This window comes from Promicromonospora iranensis, from assembly GCF_028994775.1.
In the GTDB taxonomy this organism is placed as follows: domain Bacteria; phylum Actinomycetota; class Actinomycetes; order Actinomycetales; family Cellulomonadaceae; genus Promicromonospora; species Promicromonospora iranensis_A.
In genome coordinates, this window is record NZ_JAJQMN010000006.1 from 315,090 (window position 1) to 335,873 (window position 20,784).

Sequence of the window (20,784 nt, forward strand, 5' to 3'; positions counted from 1 at the left end):
AGGGCGCTCAGACCCCCGTGCCGCGCACGATCTTCGAGTTGTGCGCCTGGGCACGGGGCCGGATCGTCACCAGGTCGATGTTGACGTGGTCCGGGCGGGACAGGGTCCAGGCGATGGTGTCGGCGATGTCGGCGGCGACCAGGGGCGTGTATCCGTCGTAGACGGCGGCGGCCTTCTCGGCGTCGCCGCCGAATCGGACCAGGGAGAACTCCTCGGTGGCCACGGCGCCCGGGGCGACCTCGATGACGCGCACGGGCTCACCGGCGATCTCCCAGCGCAGCGTCTGGGACAGCATGTGCTCGGCGTGTTTGGCGCCGGTGTAACCGGCGCCGCCCTCGTAGGCGCCCTGGGCGGCGGTCGAGGTCACGTTCACGACGTCGGCGACGCCCTTCGACGCGCCCGCCTCACGCAGCAGGGGCAGCACCGCCTTGGTGACGCGCAACGTGCCGAGCACGTTGATCTCGTACATCTGGCGCCAGCCGTCGACGTCGGCGTCCTCCACGCGGTCCAGGCCGAGCGCACCGCCCGCGTTGTTCACGACCGCGTCGAGCCCGCCGGTCGCGGTGAGGTGGGCCGCGAGGGCGGACACGGCGTCGTCGTCGGTGAGGTCGATGGCGTAGACCTCGCAGCCGGTCTCCGCGGCGAGCGCCTCCAGGCGGTCGGCGCGGCGGGCGGCGGCCACGACGTCCCAGCCGTCGGTGCGCAGCCGGCGCACGGTGGCGGCACCGATGCCCGACGACGCCCCGGTCACCAGGGCGCGGCGGTTCGGCATTGTCTCAGGCATTGTCTCAGGGCTGGTACCAGGGGCGGTGCTGTCGCTCATGGCCGCACTGTAGTGCTTGCTCCCTCAGCGGAGCAGGCCGGCCGCGTAGCCGCCGAAGAGTGCGACGACCAGCCCTGCCACGACCAGGATCGCGACGATCCACACCCACGGCACCCAGCGCGGCGGGCCGTGCTCCTCATGGCCCTGCGGTGCGCTGACCTGGGAGGACTCGGGTGGGGTCTCGCCGGGCTGGAGGTTGCCGCTGAGGGGCATCGTGCGGCCGTCCGGCTCGGGGTCCGGGTTGTACGCCGCCTGGTTCTCGGGATCGTTCGTCATCGTGAATCTCCCTGCCCTGTCTGCCTGGCCTGGGGTCATCTCCACCGTAGGCACGCCGCTCTCCAGTCGCGCGACGGATGCTTCCGGCCGACGCGGGGTGGCATGGACCGAGGCCACGACGGCGGGGCTGACAGCGGGGCCGACAGCGACGCCGAGAGCGAAATCCACGGGGGCCGGCCGAGACCGCCGGTGTATCGTGGCGACGGGTCGCGGGCCCTGCTTTGGCCCGCTGATGCGGCTCTCACTGTGAGCCGCTTCCCGTCTGGACGCGAGATGGCGCGTCGCTGCTCACCCCGTGGCCGTCCCTGGCCGTGGGCTGTTCGTCGACCCCTGGAGCCCTCGCGTGCACCCCCACCGCGTCCGTCCTGCTCGTGCGTTCCTCCTGCCCGCCGCCGTCGCCGTCGCGGCGCTCGTTCTCGCCGCCTGCACACCCACCGCCTCGGGCGAGACCGACGCCGAGGGCGCGACGCCGCCGTCGGGCAGCTTTCCCGTCAGCCTCGACAACTGCGGGTTCGAGACCGAGGTCGAGGCGCCGCCGGAGCGCGTCGTGACCATCAAGTCGTCGACCACGGAGATGCTGCTGGCGCTCGGCCTGGGCGACCGGATCGTCGGCTCGGCGTTCCTCGACGGGCCGGTTCCGGACTCCCTGGAGACCGTGCCCGCCGTCGAGGAGCCGTTCGCCGCAGAGGCGCCCGGCTCCGAGGCCACGCTCGAGCTCGAGCCCGACCTGGTCTACGCGGGCTGGGAGTCCAACCTCACGGCGGAGACCGCGGGCGACCGCGAGACGCTCGCCCAGCTCGGCGTCGCCACGTACGTCTCCCCCGCCGCCTGCAAGGAGGAGGGGTACATGCCTGACCCGCTCACCTTCGACACGGTGTTCGACGAGATCGCGGAGGTGGGCTCCCTGTTCGGCGCGGAGGACGCCGCCGCGAGGCTCGTGGACGAGCAGCGCGCGGCGCTCGACGCGATAGAGCCCGACGACCGTGGCCTCACCGCGCTGTGGTGGTCCTCGGGCGACGACACCCCGTACGTCGGCGCCGGCATCGGCGCCCCGCAGATGATCATGGAGGCGGCCGGGCTGACCAACGTCGCGGCCGACGTCCACGACACCTGGACCTCGCTCGGCTGGGAGAACGTCGTCGAGGCCGACCCGGACGTCCTGGTGCTGGTCGACGCCGCGTGGAACCCCGCGGACGCGAAGATCGAGACGCTGGAGTCCAGCCCCGCCACCCGTGAGATGACGGCGGTCAAGGAGGAGCGCTACGTGGTGGTGCCGTTCCCGGCCACCGAGGCCGGCGTCCGGAACGTCGACGCCGTCGCCTCGGTGGTGGAGCAGCTGGCGGACCTCGACCTGTGAAGCCGGCCATCCGCGGGTCGACCCTGCCGTCCTGCGGGTCGAGCCTGTCGAGACCGTGGCTCGCCCTGCCCGTCGCGGCGCTCGTCCTCGTGGTGAGCGTCGGCGTGGCGGTGACCATCGGACCGGCCGACCTCGCCCTGTCCGAGGTCGGCCGGTCGGTGGCGACGCACCTCGGGTTCGGCGGCGCGCTCGGCCTGGAGCCGCTGTCCGCCCTGCGCGACGGCATGGTGTGGCAGCTGCGCATGCCCCGGATCCTCACGGCGGCCGCCGTCGGCGCAGGTCTGGCGGTGTGTGGCGCCGTCATGCAGTCGCTCACGCGCAACCCGCTCGCCGACCCGTACCTGCTGGGTCTCTCGTCCGGCGCGTCGCTCGGTGCGGTGCTCGTGCTGCTCGCGGGCGTACCCCTGCTGCTGCCGGTCGCGGCGTTCGTCGGCGCGGTCGGCGCGCTCGCCCTCGCGCTCTCCCTGGCGGGCGCGCTCGGGACGATCACGCCCACCCGCACCGTGCTGGCAGGCCTGGCGATCAGCCAGCTCTGCGCCGCCGCCGTGTCGTTCGTCATCTTCTGGTCGGCCAAGGGCGACGCGTTCCGTGAGGTGCTCTCGTGGCTCATGGGCTCCGTCGCGTCGGCGACGTGGACGTCGGTGGCGATCGCCGGGGGCGCCGTCCTGGTCCTCGGCACCCTGCTGGCCCTGACAGGCTCCGTGCTGGACGCGTTCACGTTCGGCGACACGGCGGCCGCGGCGCTCGGGGTACCCGTGAACCGGGCGCGGTGGATCCTGCTGATCGGCGTCGCGCTGCTGACCGGTGCCCTCGTGTCGCAGAGCGGGTCCATCGGCTTCGTCGGGCTGATCCTGCCGCACGCGGTGCGGCTGTTCACCGGGGCACGCCACCGGCTGCTGCTGCCGCTGTCGGCGCTGGCCGGCGCCTCGTTCCTGGTCTGGGCCGACACCCTGGCCCGCACGGTTTTCGAACCGCGCGAGCTCCCGGTGGGCATCGTCACGGCAGCGATCGGCGCCCCGGTGTTCGCGTTCCTGCTCTGGAGAGGAAACCACCGTTGAGTGCGGGATATTCGTCGGTCCGGACACCCCCTACCGCGCAGATAGCCAGCACTCACCACGGGCTGGCGGCCGAACGCGTGTCGTGGGACATCGACGGGCGGCTGATCCTGGACGACGTCAGCGTGCTCGCTCCCCCCGGGGCGGTCACCGGCTTGCTCGGACCCAATGGGTCGGGCAAGTCGACGCTGTTGCGGGTGCTGGCCGGGGTGCAGCAGGCCGGGCAGGCCGCGTCGCCGTCCGGCCCGGCGGCACAGCCCGCCCCGGGCCCGGCGACGACGTTCGACGGCGCCGACCTGCGCGCGCTGCCCCGCCGCGAGCGCGCCCGGGTGCTCGCTCTCGTGGAGCAGGACGCCGGCACCGACCTGCCGCTGTCCGTGCTGGACGCGGTGCTCCTGGGCCGGATCCCGCACCGCTCCCTGCTGGCCGGCGACTCGGACGCCGACCGCGCGGCCGCGCGCACGGCCCTGGTCGCCGCGGGCGCCCAGGAGCTGGCGGACCGCGAGGTCGGCACGCTGTCGGGCGGTGAGCGGCAGCGGGTGCACATGGCGCGCGCCCTGGCCCAGCAGCCGCGCCTGATCCTGCTCGACGAGCCGACCAACCACCTCGACATCGCGGCCCAGCTGCACGCCATGCGGGTGCTGCGCGACCTCGCGGCGGACGGCGTGACCGTCGTCGCCGCGCTGCACGACCTGAACCTCGCCGCCTCGACCTGCGACCACCTGGTCCTGCTGGACGGTGGCCAGGTCGTCGCGGCGGGACCGGTCGGCGAGGTGCTGGTCCCGGCGGTGCTGGAGCCGGTGTACGGAGTGCGGGTCGACGTGCTCACCCACCCGCGGACGGGGCGGCCGGTGCTCTCGTTCGAACGGAGCTGAGGTGCCGGCCGGGCTCCCGGAGCCCGCAAGGCCGCCGCCCGCGCCGCCTCAGGGCCGCCGCCCGGGCTGGCGGATCCGCGTACCTGAACCATGATGGGAGCCATGGCTGCTCCGGATCTCGTCGTCAAGGCAGGAAAGATCGTCAACCCGTGGATGGTTCGCGTCGCTGAGCGCGTCCCGCCGTGGGTCGTGCTGCACCATGTGGGACGCAGGTCCGGCAAGGCGTACCGCACACCGCTGGTCGCGTTCGCTGCCCGGCCCGAGCAGGAGATCGTCGCCGTGCTGCCGCTGCCGTGGGGCTCCGGCACCGACTGGGCCCGCAACACGATGAGTGCGGGAACGGTGCGGGTGACACGCGGCGGCAAGGAGTTCGTTGTCAAGGACGTGCGGCTCGTGCCGGCGTACGAGGCGGTCGGGTGGCTCGCCTCGGTGCCGTCGACGCTCCTGTCGGCGGTGGGCGTCGAGGACTGCCTGGTCGGGACCCTGCACCCGGCCTGATCCCCGCCGGGTCCCCCGTTGATCACCTGGGGGGCGGTCGCGTGTCATCGACCGGCCCTGCGCGGGAGTATGTTTCGCGTCGTGAACTTGCGCACAGCAACGCTGTCCGACGCCGCCGCCGTCGCCCGGGTGCACCACACGACCTGGGTCACCACTTACGGGGACATCCTCCCGCCCGAGTTCTGGGCCACCGCGACGCTCGAGCGCCGCACCACGACGTGGGAGCGGTGGCTGGCGAACGGCGCCGCGCCGGTCGTCGCCGAGGTGAGCGGTGAGGTGGTCGGCATCGCGATGTCCGGCGACGCCGTCGAACAGGACGATGTCCTGCCGGTGCGCGGGCGGCAGCTGTACCTGCTGTACGTCCTCGCGGCGTACCACGGGACCGGCATCGGACAGGCGCTGCTGGACGCCGTCGTGCCGGCCGGTTCGGGTGCTCAGCTGTGGGTCGCGGAGGACAACCCGCGCGCCCGCCGCTTCTACGAGCGCAACGGGTTCGTCATGGAGGGCACGCGGATCGTCGACGCGACCACCGCCGACCTCGCCGAGGTACGGATGGTCAGGTAGTCGGGTTACCGTTCCACTCATGTCTGACTTCCACATCCGCGCCTCGACCCCGGACGACGCCGTCGGCATCGCCGCGGTGCACTGGACCACGCGGCGCGCGATCTTCGGCGAGCTCCTGCCGCCCGAGCACTGGAAAACCGAGACGCTCGGCACCCGCACCGAGGGCTGGATGCGCATCCTCGCCGCCGGCAACAAGGCGCTCGTCGCCGAGGTCGGCGACAAGATCGTCGGGTTCGCGATGAAGAACCCGTCCGGTCCGCACCTGGGCCATCCGCCGGCTCGCGCCATCGAGCTGCACGAGCTGTACGCCGACCCGAACTTCCACGGCACCAACGTCGGCCACGCGCTGCTGGAGAACATCCTCCCGCCCGGCACGTCCGCCCAGCTCTGGACCTTCGCCTCCAACCCGCGCGCCCGCAAGTTCTTCCAGCGCGCCGGCTTCCTGCCCGACGGCGTCACGGCGACGGACCCGGACACGGGAGTCCTCGAGGTCCGCCTGGTCCGCTGAAGCTTCCGGGCGAGTTTCGTGGTCGGTAGTACGTCAGGTGATCGGCAGTCCGAGGTGCCGATCACCTGACCTACAACCGACCACTCCGCTCACTCGCGAAACAGGTCGATCAGCCCCGCGCCGCATGCCAGGATCTTCCGCATGACCACCGCACACACCGTCGAGCTCCTCGATGATCCGGCGGCCGTCCTCGCCGTTGCGGGCGACCTGCTGGCCGCCGAGCCGGTGCTCTCGAGCGTCGTCTCGTCCGTGACGCACTACGCCGCGCGGACGTTCATCCCCGGCGGCTCTCGTCCGGAGCACCCGATGTGGTGGGCGGTCGTGCGGGACCCGGCCGGCGTCGTCGTCGCCGTGTCGATGCGGACGATGCCGCACGCGCCGCACACGGTCTGGGTGCCGGCCATGCCCGACGACGCCGCGCGCCTGCTCGCCCGGACCGCCCTCGAGCACACCGCCCGGGCCGGCGACCCGCCGCTGACCTCGGCGAACGGACCCATAGCCGCCGTCCGGGCGTTCACCGACGAGGTGCTGCGGACCACGTGCGGCACCGTGCGCGAGGACCGTCCCGACCGGCTCTGGGAGGCGACGCGCATCAAGCGGCCGGACCCGGCGCCGTCGGGTCACGCACGCCAGGCGACGCTCGCCGACCTCGACCTGGTCAGCGAGTGGTTCGCCGTGTTCCACGCCGAGGCTGACGCCCAGGCGGGCCGCCCGCCGGAGGACGAGCCCCTGCGGATCGAGGGCGCCCCGCGCTGGATCGAGGAGGGCAGCGTCTGGCTGTGGGACGTCGACGGCGAGGTGGTGCAGCTGACGGGCGTGCGGCCGCCGGCGTTCGGCGTGGTCCGGATCGGCCCGGTCTACACGCCCGCCGAGCACCGCGGGCACGGTTACGCCCGGGCGCTGGTCGCCGAGGTGGCCCAGCGGGTGCTCGACGCCGGCGACCGGGTCTGCCTCTACACGGACCGGAACAACCCGGTCTCGAACCGGGTGTACGCCGCGATCGGGTTCGAACCGGTGCTGGACCAGATCAACCTGGTCGTGGAGCCGGTGGCGCCCCCCGGTCCGGCTCCCGCGGTGAGGCAGGACTGATGGGACGCCGGGCGATCATCTTCCACGGGACCGGCGCGCAACCCGGCTGGATCTGGTACCCGTGGCTCGCGGACCGGCTGCGCACGCGCGGGTACGACGTCGAGACGCCGCACCACCCGGGCACGAACGTCGAGCCGGTCGCCGAGCTCCTGCCGAAGGTGCTGGCCGCGCACACGTTCACCGAGGACACCGTGCTGGTGGGCCACTCGGGAGGGGCCGCCCTGCTGCTGGCGCTGCTGGAGCACCTCGAGGTCACCGTGGCGCAGGCGGTGCTCGTCGCCGGCTACTCGACGCTGCCGAACGACCAGCCCGAGCCGGTGCTGCAGGATGCCTACGACTGGGACGCGATCCGGTCGCACGCCCGGGAGCTGGTGTTCCTCAACTCCGTGACCGACGAGTTCGGCTGCGACGCCGCGCAGGGCCGGGCCCTGTTCGACCGGCTCGGTGGCACGCTCGTGGTGCGCGACGACGGGCACTTCACCGCGGACACGCTGGAGCTCGCGGACCGGCTGATTCCCTGAGTGCCAGTTCGAGCCGTCATGCACGGAGCGCGGCTACCCGGTCAGCCAACCGCTCATGAACCGGCACGTGGGGCCGTGACCGTAGACTCACGGCGTTTGGGCACGCACTCTCGTGCCACTCCAGCAGATTGAGTGCAGAAGAATGACCTCAGATCAGAACAAGGCTGCCGTCAAGAAATTGGTCGAGGGGCTAGGAACGAATGGCAGCTCTAGCGCCTTCGACGTTCTTCACGAAGATGCAGTATGGACCGTCATGGCGGACGCCAACACCTTCCCGGTCTCCGGCGACATGTCCAGACCCGCATTCATTGCACACATGAGGGGGTTCCACGAATCACTCCCCGACGGCATACACGTGTCAGTGACCCGAGTCATCGCAGATGAAAGCAACGCGTCCGTGGAGGCGACGTCGAACGCCCTCCTCGCCAACGGAAATACCTTGAACCAGGTATATCATTTCGCGTTCGAACTCACGGGTGGAAAGGTCGTCAGAGCGAGAGAATACATAGATACCGCCCGCGCGCTGTCCGCGTTCTCCCGGTAAGCACCTTCCACATGACAACGGGCCCTCTCAGAACGTGCGATGCGCTGCTGGACGAGTTGCCGACATCCACGAGGCGGCTCTCGCAGTTGGCCTGGGTGACTGATGGCCGTCAAGATGGAGCTATGGCTACCCAGCTCTGGATCACCGGCGACCCCGACACGGACAGACTCCTGAGCGAGGACCCTTTCGCGCTCCTTACTGGCATGTTGTTGGACCAGCAGTTCCCCATGGAGCATGCGTTCGCCGGACCGGCCAAGATCCGTGACCGCATGGGCGGCTTCGACGTGCACGCCATCGCGGAGGCCGACCCGGACGAGTTCACGACCATGGCGACCACTCCTCCGGCGATCCACCGGTACGGCCGGTCCATGGCGGGGCGGGTGCAGGAGCTCGCGCGCACGATCGTCGAGGAGTACGACGGCGACGCCGCCAAGGTCTGGACCGCGCCCGGAGCCGACGGCGGCGCCCCGACCGGGCGCGCGGTGCTCAAGCGGCTCAACGCCCTGCCCGGCTACGGGGAGCGCAAGGCCAAGATCTTCCTCGCCCTGCTCGGCAAGCAGCGCGACGTCCAGCCGGAGGGCTGGCGCGAGGCGGCGGGCGAGTTCGGCGAGGAGGGTTCGCACCGCTCGATCGCGGACGTGACCAGCGCCGAGGCGCTGCTGGAGGTCCGCGCGTTCAAGAAGGCGCAGAAGGCCGCGGCGAAGGAGTCCTGACTGCGTGAGGGCCCTACCTCGCCTATCTCTTGCCGACCCTCTCGACCTTCACAGGGGTGTCGGCAAGGAGAAGGTCCAGATCACCGTCATCCGCGGTCAGCACCACCACCGGCCCGTGGAGGGCCAGCGCTGTGGCCGCGACCACAGCGTCGACCGTCATGTCACGAGCCTTGCGACGCGAGGACGCCGCGCCCGCACGCAGTCGACCTGCGCTGTAGCCGATCTCCGTGGTGACGTCTTCCACGCGCAATGCCTTGGCAGCGCGCCGCACCCGGGCGTCGCGCGCGGTACCGTCAGTGACCTCCGCGAGGGTCACCGCAGAAGTGTGCAGCGTTGAGTCCGTGCGACGCGCGACGGTTGCCCACGCTTGCATCTGGCGCCCGTCGTCAGCCAGTGCGGAGAGAGCCTCAGAGTCCAGCAGGATCGAGTGCGGCCCGACGATCACCGCGCGAGCCTGGCCATGATCGCCGCTACCTCGTCCTCATCAACCGCACCATGCTCGGCCTCCATGCTCTGCAGCACGTCGTCAAGAGCGTCTCGCTCGAGCTGTCGGGCAACCGCCCCAGCGACGTAAGCGGAAAAGCCACGCGACCCAGCGCGGGCGCGAACGCCCTCCGAGGTGGTCACAGGCATGGAGACAGAGTGCTTCTCGATACCAGCTGCAGCAGACATGCTCTGATCCTACTTGAAGTAGGAATCTCTTGCTACAGAATGACGTTGGCCGCTACCGCCGCCGGTAGGCCGTGGCAAGCACCGACACCGTGACCTGCTCGGGCAGGCCGCCGCCGTCGGCCAGCTCCGCCTCCGTGACATGGCGCGCGCTCGGCGTCATCAGCACCAGGTCGACGGCCTCCTGCCGGGTCAGCGGCGTCGTGTACTCGACCTCGACCGCGCGCGCGGCCTCGAAGTACGGGTCCAGGGCCTGGTGCAGGCGCCGCTCCTTGTCCGGGTCCACGGTCACCATCTGCGTGACCTGACTGCGCAGTTCAGCCAGGTGCCCGCCGTAGGGCCGCACCACGACCAGGACGCCGTCCGGGCGGAGCACCCGGTGGAACTCGGCAGGGTTGCGGGGGGCGAACACGTCGAGCACCACGTCCACCTGCCCGGACGCGATCGGGAACGGCCGGAACACGTCCCACGTCGCGGCCGCTGCGCGTGCATGCGCCTTGGCCGCCACGCGCAGGGCGTGCGCCGAGGTGTCCAGGCCCAGGCCGACGGCACCGGGCAGCGCGTCGAGCACTCCCGCGAGGTAGTAGCCGGTGCCGCAGCCGACGTCGACCACGGTGGCCGGCCGTGCCGCCCGACCGGGCCCCGCAGCGCCACCGGAACCGGCGGAGAGCTCCGCCTCGGCAGCGAGCTCCGCCACCGCGTCCCGGACGGGCGCATAACGACCGGCGGCCAGGAAGTCCCGGCGGGCGCGGGCCATCGGCCCGTCGTCCCCGCTGGTCGCCCGGGCACCGGTCAGCAGGCCGACGTACCCGTGCCGGGCGAGGTCGAAGCTGTGCCGTCGCGGGCAGCGCAGCGCGCCGTCGCCGGCCGACAGCCCTTCGCCGCAGGACGGGCAGCGCAGCAGCGGCAGGATCGGGTCGAGGGCGGCAGGAAGGGGGACGGGCACGAGCACACTCCTGGCAGCGGTTTCGGGGGAGGGCCGGGGTCAGACCCGGTCCTCCGGGACCGGGTTCGCCGCCCGGCCCTCGGTCGACAGGAGCAGCACGACGGCGTCGGGACGCAGACCGATGGCATCGCGCCACCCGGCCTGCCCCAGCACCAAGCGGGCCGCCGCCAGGGTCGCCGCGCCGCACGGCCCGGAGTCCACGCCGACTCGCGCCAGGTCCTCGACGGCCGCGGCCGCCTGGTCGTCGGAGACGGTGACGGCTCCGTCCAGCCCGTCCCGCAGCACCGGCCACGCGAGCTCGGAGACGGTGCCGCAGTTGAGCCCCGTCATGATCGTGTCACCGGTCGGGGCCGTGACCGGCCGGCCCGCGCGCAGCGACGCGACCAGCCCGGCGGCGCGGTCGGGCTCGACGGCGAGCAGTGTGCAGCTGTCGGCCCCCGATCCGCGGTAGTGAGCCACCACCGCCTGGGCGAACGAGCCGACGCCCACCGGTACGACGACCAGGTCGGGCCCGGCGACGCCGAGGGCGGCGAGCTGGTCGTCGACCTCCAGGCACAGCGTCGAGTACCCCTCGACGATCCACTGCGGGACGTCCATGTACCCGGTCCAGGAGGTGTCCTGCACCAGGACCGCCTGCGGGTCGGCGGCCGCGTCGGCGGCGGCACGGGCCACGACGTCGTCGTAGTCGCCGTCGACCTCGACCGCCCGCGCGCCCTCCGTGACGATGGCCTTCTTGGCGGCCTCCGTGATGCCCGGCGGGTAGTAGATCGTCGCGCTCGCCCCGATCATGGCGGCCACGTGCGCGACGGCGCGGCCGTGGTTGCCGTCGGTCGCCGCGTACAGCCGGACGGCACTGCCGCGGACGGCGGCGCGCACCGCGTCCAGCGTCGCCGCGGGCAGCCCGAACCGCTCCGCCAGGGCGCGCGCCGTCGCGTAGGAAGCGCCGAGCACCTTGAACGCGGGCAGCCCCAGCCGGCTCGACTCCTCCTTCACGAGCACGCGCCCGACGCCGAGCTCCGCCGCGAGCTGGGGCACGTCCCGCAACGGGGTGGGCCGGTATCCGGGCAGGCTGCGGTGAAAGTCGATGGCGGGCATGTGGTCGATTGTCCCCGACACCGGCACCGGAGGCCGACCCGTCAGAGCAGGCCGACCGCCGCGAGCACCGTCGCCAGGACGGCGGCGACCGTGCGCACGTGGTTCCACACCGTCCACGGCCGCCAGAAGGCGCGCCAGCCGGCACCCTTGTCGTGGGCCCCGAGGAGCCGGTTGTTGAGGGGCACATTCAGGGCCGCGGTCACGCCGAAGGTGCCCACCAGGTACACGGCGGCGGCCGCGAGAACCCACGCTCCGCCGTCGCGCCCCTCGACGAGGCCCCAGATACCGGTCCCGGCGGGCACGAGGAGCGCGCCGAAGAAGACGCTCATGAACGGCGGCAGCAGTGCCGTCTCGTTGATGCCGCTCATCGCCGAGCCGGCAGCGTCGTCGGAGGCACGGGCGAGGCCGCTCATGATGAACGACGAGAACCCGTAGAACACACCCGCCGAGACCCCCAGCAGCACCACCGATGCCACCGCGAAGATCGTCCAGACCATCAACTGCCTCCCCATGAGCACACCCGTGCGGTGAACTGGAGCAACTCTTGCACGAGGGGTCCGCATGTTCCAGGTGTTACGGACAGTCCCGGAACGCACCTCGGCCGGGCGCAAGCCATACGCGGCACTCAGATAACAGATCGGGCACACCGGACACTTTCGAACCCCAGAGTGTCGGTATGCCGTGGAACACTTCGAGCCATGCTCGAAATTGCCACCGGAACCGGACTCGCGTTGTCAGCGGGCCTCAACGCATGGATCCCGCTCATCTTCCTCGGCGTGCTGTCGCGCTTCACGGACCTGGTGCAGCTGCCGGGCACGTGGGCGTGGCTGGAGAACGGCTGGGTGCTCGCTATCCTGACCGTCCTCCTGGTGCTCGAGTTCGCGGCGGACAAGATCCCCGTGCTCGACTCCGTCAACGACGTGGTGCAGACGGTCATCCGGCCCACCGCGGGCGGCATCGCCTTCGGCGCGGGCTCGATGTCGGAGACGACGACGGTCACCGACCCGAGCACGTTCGTCCAGTCCGGCCAGTGGATCCCGATCGTCTCGGGCATCGTCCTCGCGCTCGGCACGCACGCCGCCAAGGCCGGCGGTCGTGTCGTCGCCAACACCGTCTCCGGCGGCACCGCGGCCCCGGTGGTCAGCGCCGCGGAGGACGTCACCAGCATCGGCCTCGGCTTCCTGTCCGTGCTCGCCCCGCTCGCGATCATCCCCGTGATGATCCTGTTCGTGATCGGTGTGATCATGCTGATCCGGAGCCTGGTGAAGCACCGCCGCGCCCGGGCGGCGGGCCACGGCGGCGAAGATGCCTACTACGTCTGACATCCGCGCGATCCAGCGCGCCCGGCTCACCTCGGTGGGCCTGGGCGCGCTGCGTCCTGCCGACGACGGCGTCCCCGGCGTCGTCGCTCGGCTGGGCGCCGTCCAGTCGCAGGAGCTCCACTCCTCCGCGTGGGGCGTGGCGCAGCGCCTGGCCGCCCCCGCCACGCTCGCCGAGGTGCAGGCCGCGCTCGCCGAGGGCTCGATGGTGCGGACCCATATCCTTCGACCCACCTGGCACTACGTGGTGCCCGAGGACCTCGCGCCCCTGATGACGGCCACCGCGGCCCGGGTGCGCCGGGCGATGCTCTCGGCGGAGCGACCACGCGGCTTCGACCACTCGCTCCTCCCCCGGCGGCACGCGGTGATCGCCGAGGCCCTGAAGGGCGGCCCGCTCACCCGCAAGGAGATCGGGGTGGCGCTCGCCGAGGCGGAGGGCACGCCGCTCGACACCTGGCACCTGGGCCAGGTCATGATGCACGCGGAGCTTGACCTACTGGTCGCGAGCGGGCCGATACGAGGCAAGCAGGCCACCTACCGGCTGCTGCCGGAGCAGAAGGCGTGGGACGAGGACGAGGCGCGCATCCATCTGGTGCGTGCGTACGTGCGGGGCCACGGCCCGTGCCGCGCCGAGGACGCCGCCTGGTGGGGCACCCTCACCAAGACCGCGGCGCGCGCTGCGGTGGCCGACGCCGGGCTCACGCGCCACGAGCTGGCCGGCCTGACCCTCTGGACCGACGGCGACCTGCCCGAACCCTCTCCGGAGGGCACCGTCCGGCTGCTGTCGGTGTACGACGAGCTCTTCTGCCACGACTTCAAGGGCTGGCCCTCGCTGACCGGGGACGCGATGCCGAGCCGCTGGCTGTACACGGGACTCGTGACGGTGGACGGGATGATCGCCGGAGGCTGGTCCCGGGTCCTCAAGGCGCAGAGCGTCGACATCACCGTCGAGCTCACCGAGGAGCCCAGCCCCAGGGTGTGGGCGGCGATCGAGGCCGAGGCCGGTCGCTACGGGGAGTTCTGCGGGCTCGAGCCGACCCTGACCCGCGGCCCCGTGGCCGAGGGCACGATCGGCTGACGGCCGCCCGTCCTCCGACCGGACGCGCGGGAGCGGGTACGTCGGGAACGGGCGGCCGGGGTAGCGCAGGTCAAGGCATAGTCGGCAGACTCCGCACATGACTCGCATCGCCGTCGAAGGCCAGGCCACGCGCTCGCATCCCGCGGAGCGAGGCACCGTCAACCTGCACGTCGCGTTCTCCGGCACGCTCCGGAACGACGTGGTGGACCAGGTGGCCAGGACCCACACCATCCTCGTGGAGCAGGTCAAGGAGCACGTCTTGGCGGGTGCCGCCGAGCGGTGGGACGCGGACTCGGTGCACTCGTACGTCTACGACGACCGGGTCAAGAGCTCACACGCCGGCGGCAAGCAGCGGGTGCGGCGTTTCCGTGCGTCGGCACGGCTGTCGGTCACGTTCCGCGACTTCGAGGCGCTGTCGACCTGGCTCGCCGACGTCATGGACGTCGACGGCGTCGAGATCGACCGGATCACGTGGGACCTGACCGACGACACCCGCAAGGCGCTCCAGGCCGAGGCCCGGATCGAGGCCGCCGAGGAGACGGTGGTGCGCGCGCAGTCGTACGCGGACGCCCTGGGCCTCGGCCCGGTGGCGCCCGTCGCCATCTACGAGGCGGGTCTGCGCGGTGGCGGGAACGGCGGCGGGAACGGCCCGGTGTACGCCATGCGCGCGGCCTCCATGGCAGACACCGACGGCGGCGCGCACGTCGAGCTCCAGCCCCGGGACATCGACGTCGAGATCACGCTGTCCGCCGACTACGAGGCGGGCGTCGGCGCCGAGGGCTGAGGCAGCACGCCGGCCGCACGCAGGCGGCTCAGCACCAGGTCGTGGGGTACAGCGGTCGCCGTGCCACGGTGCCCCACGGTGGTGGTGGCGGTCAGCAGGGCGTTGAGCAGGGCCTCCTCCACGGCGTCCATGGCCGCGGCGAAGATCGGTTCCAGGTCGCGTTCCGCCAGGCTGTCGCCGGCTGCGGCGCTGCCCGACGGCGGTGCGCCCGGCGTGCTGAACGCGAGGGCGTAGTCGCCGCTGCCGCCTGCGAAGTCCGAGCCCACGCGCGCCATCGCGAACACCGCCCGACGAGCCACCCGGCCGAGCTGCCGCGCGTCCAGCGGCGCGTCCGTGGCGACGACGATCATGCAGGAGTTGCCCTCGAGCTCCTCGGCGGAGGGCGGCTGCTGGCCGGAGGCCGGCGTCGGTCTGGAGGCCGGCGCCGCGCCAGCGCCGTCGGCCGGGATCGCGACACCCCGCACGGTCAGCGTGCCCGAGAAGTTGGCCTGCACCAGGGCACCCACCGTCCAGCCGTCGACCCTGCGCGACGAGGTCCCGATCCCGCCCTTGAACCCGAGGGCCATGGTCCCCGTCCCGGCGCCGACGCAGCCCTCGTCGGGCGGGCCGGACGTCGCGCCGTCGAGCGCGGCGAGCACATGCGCCTCCGTGACGGGCCGGGCGCGGATGTCACTGAGGCGGCCGTCGTTGGTCTCGCCGACGACGGGGTTGAGGGTGCGGGTCTCCTCATGGCCCGGCCGCGCGAGCATGTACGTCACCAGCGCGTCCGCCACACGGAAGGCGCTGAGCGTCGCCGTCAGCAGGATCGGCGTCTCGATCGCGCCGAGCTCGGCGACCTGCGTGGCACCGATGAGCTTGCCGAACCCGTTGCCCACGAACAGCCCGCACGGGAGGCTGCGCCGGTCGGGGCCGAGGGCGTCGGGGACGATCGCCGTCACCCCGGTGTGGAGGCGAGGCGCGTCCACGACGGTGGTGTGCCCCACGCGCACGCCGGGCACATCCGTGAGGGCGTTGTGCGGTCCGGTGGGCAGCGGGCCCACGACGATGCCGAGATCACGCGCCCGGCGAGGGCGCTGTCCGTTGTCTCCCATGGCTACAGCATCGGTGATCGGCACAATGGCAAGGTGCGCCTCGATGTCGCCGCCTGCCGCTCCCGCTTCGCCGCGGCCCGGCACGCCTACCTCGCCACCGCCGACGCCGACGGTGTGCCGCACCTCGTACCGGTGACGTTCGTGCTGCTCAGCGCCGCGGACGGCCCTGCGGGCGGCGAAGCGGCCGATACCGGAGCCGGAGCGCCGTCGGGTGACGAGGTGGTGGTCGCCGTCGACCACAAGCCCAAGACCACGGGCGACCTGAAGCGCCTGCGCAACCTCACGGAGAACCCGCGGGTCGCGTTCCTCGCGGACCGGTACGACGACGACTGGGCCCGGCTGTGGTGGGTGCGCGCCGACGGGCTGGCGACCGTCGAGCACGGGGGCCCGGCCCGCGCGGCGGCACTCGACGCGCTCGCCGCGCGGTACCCGCAGTACCGCGAGCACCGCCCGGACGGCCCGCTGGTCCGGGTGCGGGTGACCAGGTGGTCCGGCTGGGCGCACGGGTAGCCGCCGCTCTCACGGGGCGTGCCCGTCCCCTTCGAGGTCAATGTTTCTCCGCTCTGAAACGCTTCAGAAGGGAGCAGGGTTGACCTCGAAGGGAAGGGCCCGCTCGTCACGCCCAGTGGACGAGCTGCCAGACGATCCCGTTCGGGTCGGCGAACTGGCAGTAGCGCTCACCCCAGGGCTCGGTCTCGGGCGGCGTGATGACCTCCGCCCCGGCGGCGGAGATGCGGGCGAACTCGGTGTCGACGTCCTCCACGACGAACGCGACGAGCAGGCCCTGTCCTGCCGGGCCCGCGATGCGCTCGGGCTTGAACGTGCCCAGGCCGACACTGAGGAACACGATGCTGACGCCGGCCGTGGGATGACCGAGCGACACGAACCCGTCAGCGGACATGCTCTCGGTGAACCCGAAGTGCTGCTTGGCGAACTCTGCCGACGCGGCGACGTCGGGAACGTTGAGGGACAGGGCGGTCTCGGTGATCTTCAAGGGGGACTCCTCGCGTCAGGATTAACTTCGTACGGCGTACAACGTAGGATGATTGCAGAATGTTCCCGGCCTGTTACCCCGATTCTGGAGACCCATGCCCCGCGAGCTGATCGACCTGCTCTGGCGCGATCACCCGTCCGCCCCGCAGGGCGGCACACGCGGCCCGCGGTCACGCGTGACGACGGGCGCCGTCGTCGACGCCGCGTGCGCGCTGGCCGACGCCGAGGGCCTCGCCGCCGTCACGGTCCGGCGTCTCGGCGATGCCCTGGGCATCTCGACGATGTCCGTCTACACGCACGTGAACGGCCGCGACGACCTGCTCGTCCTGATGGCCGACGCCGTCTACGCGCGCATGCCGCGCCCCGCCCACGGGACGGCGGGCTGGCGCACCCGCATACGCCGGGTCGCGGACACGAACCTGGCACTCCACCTCGAGCACCCCTGGCTGCTGGAGATCACGGACGACCGCACGGCGTTCGGCCCCGGCACCATCGCCAAGTACGACCACGAGCTGCACGCCCTGGACCCGCTGCCCCTGGACGACGTAGCCCGCGATGCCGCGCTCACCTTCGTGCTCGACTTCGTGCGGGCCGCCGCCCGTGCGCGCCGTCGCGACCCCCGGGCCGACGAGATGCCGCAGATCTGGGCCCGGTGGGCCGGCCGGCTCGCGGCGTACCTCGGCGACGACTATCCGCTCGCCCAGCGGGTCGGCGGCGCGGCCGGCCAGGAGATGAACGCGGCCTCCAGCCCGGCCCACGCCTGGGAGTTCGGGCTGGCCCGCGTGCTCGACTCGCTGGGTCAGGCCGCCGACGGGCCGGGCGCGTAAGGAGCCGGTAACCAGGCCGTAAGGGTTGTTCGCCCCGCGGCGCGCCTAGCGTCGACGCCATGAGAACACTACGCCGCGGCGCCGTCGCCGCCATCGCCCTGACCTGCGCCTTCACCCTCGCTGCGTGCGGCTCCGCAGAGGAGCCGGGCGGCAGCGAGGCGTCCGACGACATGACGTCGGAGAGCCCGATGGACGACATGTCGGAGTCCCCCATGGACGACGACATGTCGGAGTCCCCGATGGAGGACGACATGGCCGAAGACGAGATGATGTCCGACGCCCTCGACTTCACCGCCACCACCGTGAGCGGCGACACCTTCGAGGGTGCCGACCTCGCGGGCAGCCCCGCCGTCGTCTTCTTCTGGTCCGAGATGTGCGACACGTGCGCCGACACGGCCGCCGCTCTCGCCGACGTCGAGGGCGTGGAGCTGCTCTCGGTCGCCGGCAAGGACAGCGACCCCATGGACGACCCGATGGCCGACGTCAGCGGCGTCACCCAGCTCGAGGACGGCATGGGCGATCTCGCCTCGCACTTCGGCGTGATGGCGGACGGCGACGTCGTGCTGATCGACGACCACGGCGAGGTCACGCACCAGGGCCCGATGGACCCGATGAAGGTTCCGGACGAGGTCGCCTCGCTCACCATGTGACCCGCCGTTGAGTGCTGGATATCTGTGGGGTTTTCGGCTCAAACCCCACAGATATCCAGCACTCAGCTGTCCTGGTCCTCCGAGCGGAGGCGGGGTTCCGTGCGGTTGGCCGGCTTGACCCCGGACTTGTCCGCGTAGAACGCGCGGATCACGTCCATGTCGGCCCGGATGTCGCCGGTGAGCTGGACACTCGGACCGAGGCCCGCGACCTTGGCCACGCCGTCCACATACCCGAGCGTCACGGGGAACCCGGACCCCAGCGCGATGCGGTAGAAGCCCGACTTCCAGTAACCCGAACCCGCGCCGCGCGTCCCCTCCGGCGTCACGACGAGGTGGAACTCCTCGCCCCGTTCGACGGCGCCGAGGATCTCCTCGACGATGCTCGCCGGGTCGTTCCGGTCGACAGGGATGCCGCCCAGCGACCGCATGAGACCCGCCATGGGGCCCTTGAACCAGGAGTCCTTGATGAGGAACCGGATCTTGAGGTCCATCTCGAACGCGATGGCCAGCATGAGGAAGAAGTCCGTGTTGGACGTGTGCGGCGCACCGATGAACACCGTGGGCCGGGTCGGGGCGGGTTCCGAGCGCATCCGGTAGCCGGTGACGGCCCAGATCAGTCGTGCGACGGCCCGGCGGATGGTGCGTGACATTCGTCCTCGAGTCAAAGATCGATCGGGTGAAACCTCAGGAAAAGCGCAGAATCCCAATTCTGACAGATCCCGCGCACGCTCAACGCCCCGCCCGGACCGCCCGTTCCCGGCCGGGCAGGAGCGGGCGCAGGCTGTTCGCCGCGAGGCGCACCAGGCCCCGCGATCCCGCCGACTGCTCGTCGAACAGCATGAGCGCCACGTGGGCCATCGCGTCGTCGGAGGCCGCGACGGCGCGGGTGGCGATGCCCGCCCAGAACCGGGACCGCATGAGCTGCTGCGCCAGGTAGCACTCCCGGTAGTGCCGCCCGAACCGGCGCCGGTGCGCCGCCTCGAACCCGGCCAGCGCGGCGGCGAGCCCGTCGCCCCGCCAGGCCTCGCCCGCCCGGTCCAGCGCCCCGAGGTGCTCCGCGAGCTGCACCCCGGCGGCCATGCCGTAGAAGATGCCCTCGCCGCTCAGCGGGTTGATCGTCGCCGCGGCGTCGCCCAGCAGGACCGCCGACCGCCCGCGCGCCGTCATCGGGGTGCGGGCCGCGGCGTGCGGGAGCTGGTGTGCGGCGACCTGCTCCAGCCCGGACACGGCGAAACCCCGCCGTCCCAGGTCCTCGACGTACATGTCGAAGAAGTCGCGCAGCTTGCGTCCGTGCTGCGCGGTCTGCCGCTTGAGGTGGTCCACCGGGATGCCGACGCCGAGGTTCGCGCCGTCGTCCGGCAGGGGGAAGACCCAGCCGTAGACCGGCAGGAGCGTCTCCAGGAAGTCGAACCGGAGCGTGTCGCTCACCGGCTTGTCCGGGTGGGTCACCGTGCCGTACGCGCGCATGGCGATGTGGGTGTGCCGCATCGCGGGCCGTTCGACGCCGATCGTCCGCCGGACGCCGGAATAGGCCCCGTCCGCGCCGATCACCAGGTCGAACGTGGCCTCGCGATCGGACAGGGTGACGCGTTCGCCGCCGGGCACCGGCGTCATGTCCTGGAACGCGACACCCTCGCGAACCTCCGCTCCGCGCTCCCGCGCCGCGGTGAGGAGCAGAGCGTCCAGGGCGAGCCGGGGCGTCACGTACCCGGCGAGGTCACGGCCGTCAACGATCGGTCCGTGCGCGACCGCCTCGACCCCGCCCGGGCCACTGATCGCCACCGACATCGGCATGTGGAACCGCTCCAGCAGGTCCGCCAGGCCGAGCCCGTCGAGCACCCTCCTGGCACCGGGGCCCAGGCCGTCGCCGCACGTCTTGTCGCGCGGGAACGTCGCCTTGTCGACCAGCGTCACGTGCGCGCCGGGCAGCTCCCGCCGCAGCGCGATCGCCGTCGCGGCACCGGTGGGACCGCCACCCACGACGAGGATCCGCGGTGCGTCGTCTCCGGCCACGTGCTCGACCCTAGACCGGCTGCGGCCGACGAGCCAGGGCAGGCGCCGGGGTCAGCGCTGGGACCTGCGGTCCGAGGTCACGTCCTCGGCGGTGCCGGGGATCGTCTTGTCCGTCGCGTACCTGCCCGGCTTGGCACTGTCCGACGGCGCGGCCCCTGGCGTCGTACCGCCCGGCGTGGAGGTACCGGCGCCCGTGCTGCCCGGCGTGGTGTCCCCGGTGGTGCCCTTCCCCGGCCGGTGCTGCCGGAACCGCTGCAGCGCCTTGAAGAGGGTGACGCCGGCGATGATGACCGCTATGGCGTCGTCGCCGAGGCCGAGCGGACCGAGAAAGGCTTCGGACATGAAGTCGATCGGGCTGGCCACGTAGCCGGCACCCGCGATGAACGTCAGGATCTCCTGCCAGGTGAACTTCCTGGGATCCTTGCCGCGCTTCTTTTCCTCGCCCATGCCCGGAACGTAACGGAGAACCGGGCGACTCGCCAGGGATGTTCGAGTC

General features: G+C 72.0%; 28 protein-coding genes. 16 read left to right on the forward strand and 12 right to left on the reverse strand.

Annotation, left to right across the window (positions count from 1 at the left end):
• Nucleotides 1–7: 7 nt before the first annotated feature.
• Nucleotides 8–823 carry an SDR family oxidoreductase gene (locus LUU90_RS13555; RefSeq protein WP_275003952.1) on the reverse strand — a complete coding sequence of 272 codons (816 nt, stop codon included), beginning with the start codon at nt 821–823 and terminating at the stop codon, nt 8–10.
• A gap of 24 nt (nt 824–847) precedes the next feature.
• Complete coding sequence (locus LUU90_RS13560; RefSeq protein WP_275003953.1) at nt 848–1,099, reverse strand: DUF6480 family protein; 252 nt, start codon at nt 1,097–1,099, stop codon at nt 848–850.
• A gap of 343 nt (nt 1,100–1,442) precedes the next feature.
• Here LUU90_RS13560 and LUU90_RS13565 point away from each other — a divergent pair, with 343 nt between their 5' ends.
• The 10 genes from LUU90_RS13565 (at nt 1,443) to LUU90_RS13610 (ending at nt 8,823) form a co-directional block, all read left to right on the forward strand.
• The gene (locus tag LUU90_RS13565; protein WP_275003954.1) at nt 1,443–2,456 is read left to right on the forward strand and encodes a putative F420-0 ABC transporter substrate-binding protein; all 1,014 of its coding nucleotides are present in this window, start codon (nt 1,443–1,445) and stop codon (nt 2,454–2,456) included.
• A gap of 23 nt (nt 2,457–2,479) precedes the next feature.
• Nucleotides 2,480–3,514: a putative F420-0 ABC transporter permease subunit gene (locus LUU90_RS13570; protein WP_425596231.1), complete on the forward strand. Its 1,035-nt coding sequence runs from the start codon at nt 2,480–2,482 to the stop codon at nt 3,512–3,514.
• Between the two features lie 41 nt (nt 3,515–3,555).
• Nucleotides 3,556–4,386: an ATP-binding cassette domain-containing protein gene (locus LUU90_RS13575; protein WP_425596232.1), complete on the forward strand. Its 831-nt coding sequence runs from the start codon at nt 3,556–3,558 to the stop codon at nt 4,384–4,386.
• A gap of 102 nt (nt 4,387–4,488) precedes the next feature.
• Nucleotides 4,489–4,884 (forward strand): nitroreductase family deazaflavin-dependent oxidoreductase, encoded by a 396-nt coding sequence (locus LUU90_RS13580; RefSeq protein WP_275003955.1) that lies wholly within the window; start codon nt 4,489–4,491, stop codon nt 4,882–4,884.
• Nucleotides 4,885–4,965: 81 nt separating this feature from the next.
• Nucleotides 4,966–5,448 carry a GNAT family N-acetyltransferase gene (locus tag LUU90_RS13585; RefSeq protein WP_275003956.1) on the forward strand — a complete coding sequence of 161 codons (483 nt, stop codon included), beginning with the start codon at nt 4,966–4,968 and terminating at the stop codon, nt 5,446–5,448.
• Between the two features lie 19 nt (nt 5,449–5,467).
• A complete protein-coding gene (locus LUU90_RS13590) occupies nt 5,468–5,956 on the forward strand; it encodes a GNAT family N-acetyltransferase (RefSeq protein ID WP_275003957.1) in 489 nt (162 codons plus the stop codon).
• A 141-nt stretch (nt 5,957–6,097) separates the two neighbouring features.
• On the forward strand, nt 6,098–7,045 hold the full coding sequence (locus LUU90_RS13595; protein ID WP_275003958.1) for a GNAT family N-acetyltransferase: 948 nt from the start codon (nt 6,098–6,100) through the stop codon (nt 7,043–7,045).
• Nucleotides 7,045–7,566, forward strand: a complete 522-nt coding sequence (locus LUU90_RS13600; RefSeq protein ID WP_275003959.1) for an alpha/beta fold hydrolase — start codon at nt 7,045–7,047, stop codon at nt 7,564–7,566. The genes LUU90_RS13595 and LUU90_RS13600 overlap by 1 nt, the downstream gene beginning before the upstream one ends.
• Before the next feature lie 142 nt (nt 7,567–7,708).
• A complete protein-coding gene (locus tag LUU90_RS13605) occupies nt 7,709–8,110 on the forward strand; it encodes a nuclear transport factor 2 family protein (protein ID WP_275003960.1) in 402 nt (133 codons plus the stop codon).
• Nucleotides 8,111–8,232: 122 nt separating this feature from the next.
• Nucleotides 8,233–8,823: an HhH-GPD-type base excision DNA repair protein gene (locus LUU90_RS13610; RefSeq protein ID WP_275003961.1), complete on the forward strand. Its 591-nt coding sequence runs from the start codon at nt 8,233–8,235 to the stop codon at nt 8,821–8,823.
• Between the two features lie 22 nt (nt 8,824–8,845).
• Here the strand turns inward: LUU90_RS13610 and LUU90_RS13615 are convergent, their stop codons facing one another.
• The 5 genes from LUU90_RS13615 to LUU90_RS13635 are packed head-to-tail and all read right to left on the reverse strand — an operon-like array spanning nt 8,846 to nt 12,030.
• Complete coding sequence (locus LUU90_RS13615; protein WP_275003962.1) at nt 8,846–9,268, reverse strand: PIN domain-containing protein; 423 nt, start codon at nt 9,266–9,268, stop codon at nt 8,846–8,848.
• Nucleotides 9,265–9,495, reverse strand: coding sequence for a CopG family transcriptional regulator (locus LUU90_RS13620; protein WP_129783680.1), 231 nt, complete (start codon nt 9,493–9,495; stop codon nt 9,265–9,267). Before LUU90_RS13620 ends, LUU90_RS13615 begins: the two co-directional genes overlap by 4 nt.
• A gap of 52 nt (nt 9,496–9,547) precedes the next feature.
• Nucleotides 9,548–10,438: a putative RNA methyltransferase gene (locus LUU90_RS13625; protein ID WP_275003963.1), complete on the reverse strand. Its 891-nt coding sequence runs from the start codon at nt 10,436–10,438 to the stop codon at nt 9,548–9,550.
• Between the two features lie 39 nt (nt 10,439–10,477).
• Entirely contained in the window at nt 10,478–11,533 is a 1,056-nt protein-coding gene (locus LUU90_RS13630; protein ID WP_275003964.1) for a diaminopropionate ammonia-lyase, read from the reverse strand.
• A gap of 41 nt (nt 11,534–11,574) precedes the next feature.
• Nucleotides 11,575–12,030, reverse strand: coding sequence for a DUF1772 domain-containing protein (locus tag LUU90_RS13635; RefSeq protein WP_275003965.1), 456 nt, complete (start codon nt 12,028–12,030; stop codon nt 11,575–11,577).
• A gap of 201 nt (nt 12,031–12,231) precedes the next feature.
• Between LUU90_RS13635 and LUU90_RS13640 the strand changes: the two genes are divergently transcribed.
• The 3 genes from LUU90_RS13640 to LUU90_RS13650 all read left to right on the forward strand — a co-directional run bounded on the left by LUU90_RS13640 (nt 12,232) and on the right by LUU90_RS13650 (nt 14,714).
• Complete coding sequence (locus tag LUU90_RS13640) at nt 12,232–12,855, forward strand: DUF4126 domain-containing protein (protein WP_275003966.1); 624 nt, start codon at nt 12,232–12,234, stop codon at nt 12,853–12,855.
• Complete coding sequence (locus tag LUU90_RS13645; RefSeq protein ID WP_275003967.1) at nt 12,839–13,930, forward strand: winged helix DNA-binding domain-containing protein; 1,092 nt, start codon at nt 12,839–12,841, stop codon at nt 13,928–13,930. Before LUU90_RS13640 ends, LUU90_RS13645 begins: the two co-directional genes overlap by 17 nt.
• Before the next feature lie 97 nt (nt 13,931–14,027).
• Nucleotides 14,028–14,714, forward strand: coding sequence for an SIMPL domain-containing protein (locus LUU90_RS13650; RefSeq protein WP_275003968.1), 687 nt, complete (start codon nt 14,028–14,030; stop codon nt 14,712–14,714).
• Here the strand turns inward: LUU90_RS13650 and LUU90_RS13655 are convergent.
• Complete coding sequence (locus tag LUU90_RS13655) at nt 14,684–15,805, reverse strand: P1 family peptidase (protein ID WP_275003969.1); 1,122 nt, start codon at nt 15,803–15,805, stop codon at nt 14,684–14,686. The two genes, LUU90_RS13650 and LUU90_RS13655, sit on opposite strands and share 31 nt — an antisense overlap.
• A gap of 33 nt (nt 15,806–15,838) precedes the next feature.
• Between LUU90_RS13655 and LUU90_RS13660 the strand changes: the two genes are divergently transcribed.
• A complete protein-coding gene (locus tag LUU90_RS13660; protein ID WP_275003970.1) occupies nt 15,839–16,315 on the forward strand; it encodes a TIGR03668 family PPOX class F420-dependent oxidoreductase in 477 nt (158 codons plus the stop codon).
• Between the two features lie 106 nt (nt 16,316–16,421).
• On the opposite strand, the gene LUU90_RS13665 is transcribed toward LUU90_RS13660, so the two are convergent.
• Nucleotides 16,422–16,799, reverse strand: coding sequence for a VOC family protein (locus LUU90_RS13665; protein WP_275003971.1), 378 nt, complete (start codon nt 16,797–16,799; stop codon nt 16,422–16,424).
• A gap of 94 nt (nt 16,800–16,893) precedes the next feature.
• On the opposite strand from LUU90_RS13665, the gene LUU90_RS13670 reads away from it, so the two are divergent.
• Together LUU90_RS13670 and LUU90_RS13675 are read left to right on the forward strand one after the other, a co-directional pair.
• The gene (locus tag LUU90_RS13670) at nt 16,894–17,625 is read left to right on the forward strand and encodes a TetR/AcrR family transcriptional regulator (protein ID WP_275003972.1); all 732 of its coding nucleotides are present in this window, start codon (nt 16,894–16,896) and stop codon (nt 17,623–17,625) included.
• Between the two features lie 59 nt (nt 17,626–17,684).
• Entirely contained in the window at nt 17,685–18,275 is a 591-nt protein-coding gene (locus LUU90_RS13675) for a redoxin domain-containing protein (RefSeq protein WP_275003973.1), read from the forward strand.
• Between the two features lie 62 nt (nt 18,276–18,337).
• Here the strand turns inward: LUU90_RS13675 and LUU90_RS13680 are convergent, their stop codons facing one another.
• The 3 genes from LUU90_RS13680 to LUU90_RS13690 form a co-directional block, all read right to left on the reverse strand.
• The gene (locus LUU90_RS13680) at nt 18,338–18,925 is read right to left on the reverse strand and encodes a 1-acyl-sn-glycerol-3-phosphate acyltransferase (RefSeq protein WP_275003974.1); all 588 of its coding nucleotides are present in this window, start codon (nt 18,923–18,925) and stop codon (nt 18,338–18,340) included.
• A 79-nt stretch (nt 18,926–19,004) separates the two neighbouring features.
• Nucleotides 19,005–20,288, reverse strand: a complete 1,284-nt coding sequence (locus LUU90_RS13685) for an NAD(P)/FAD-dependent oxidoreductase (protein ID WP_275003975.1) — start codon at nt 20,286–20,288, stop codon at nt 19,005–19,007.
• Between the two features lie 51 nt (nt 20,289–20,339).
• Entirely contained in the window at nt 20,340–20,735 is a 396-nt protein-coding gene (locus tag LUU90_RS13690) for a DUF1232 domain-containing protein (protein ID WP_275003976.1), read from the reverse strand.
• Between the last annotated feature and the right edge of the window lie 49 nt (nt 20,736–20,784).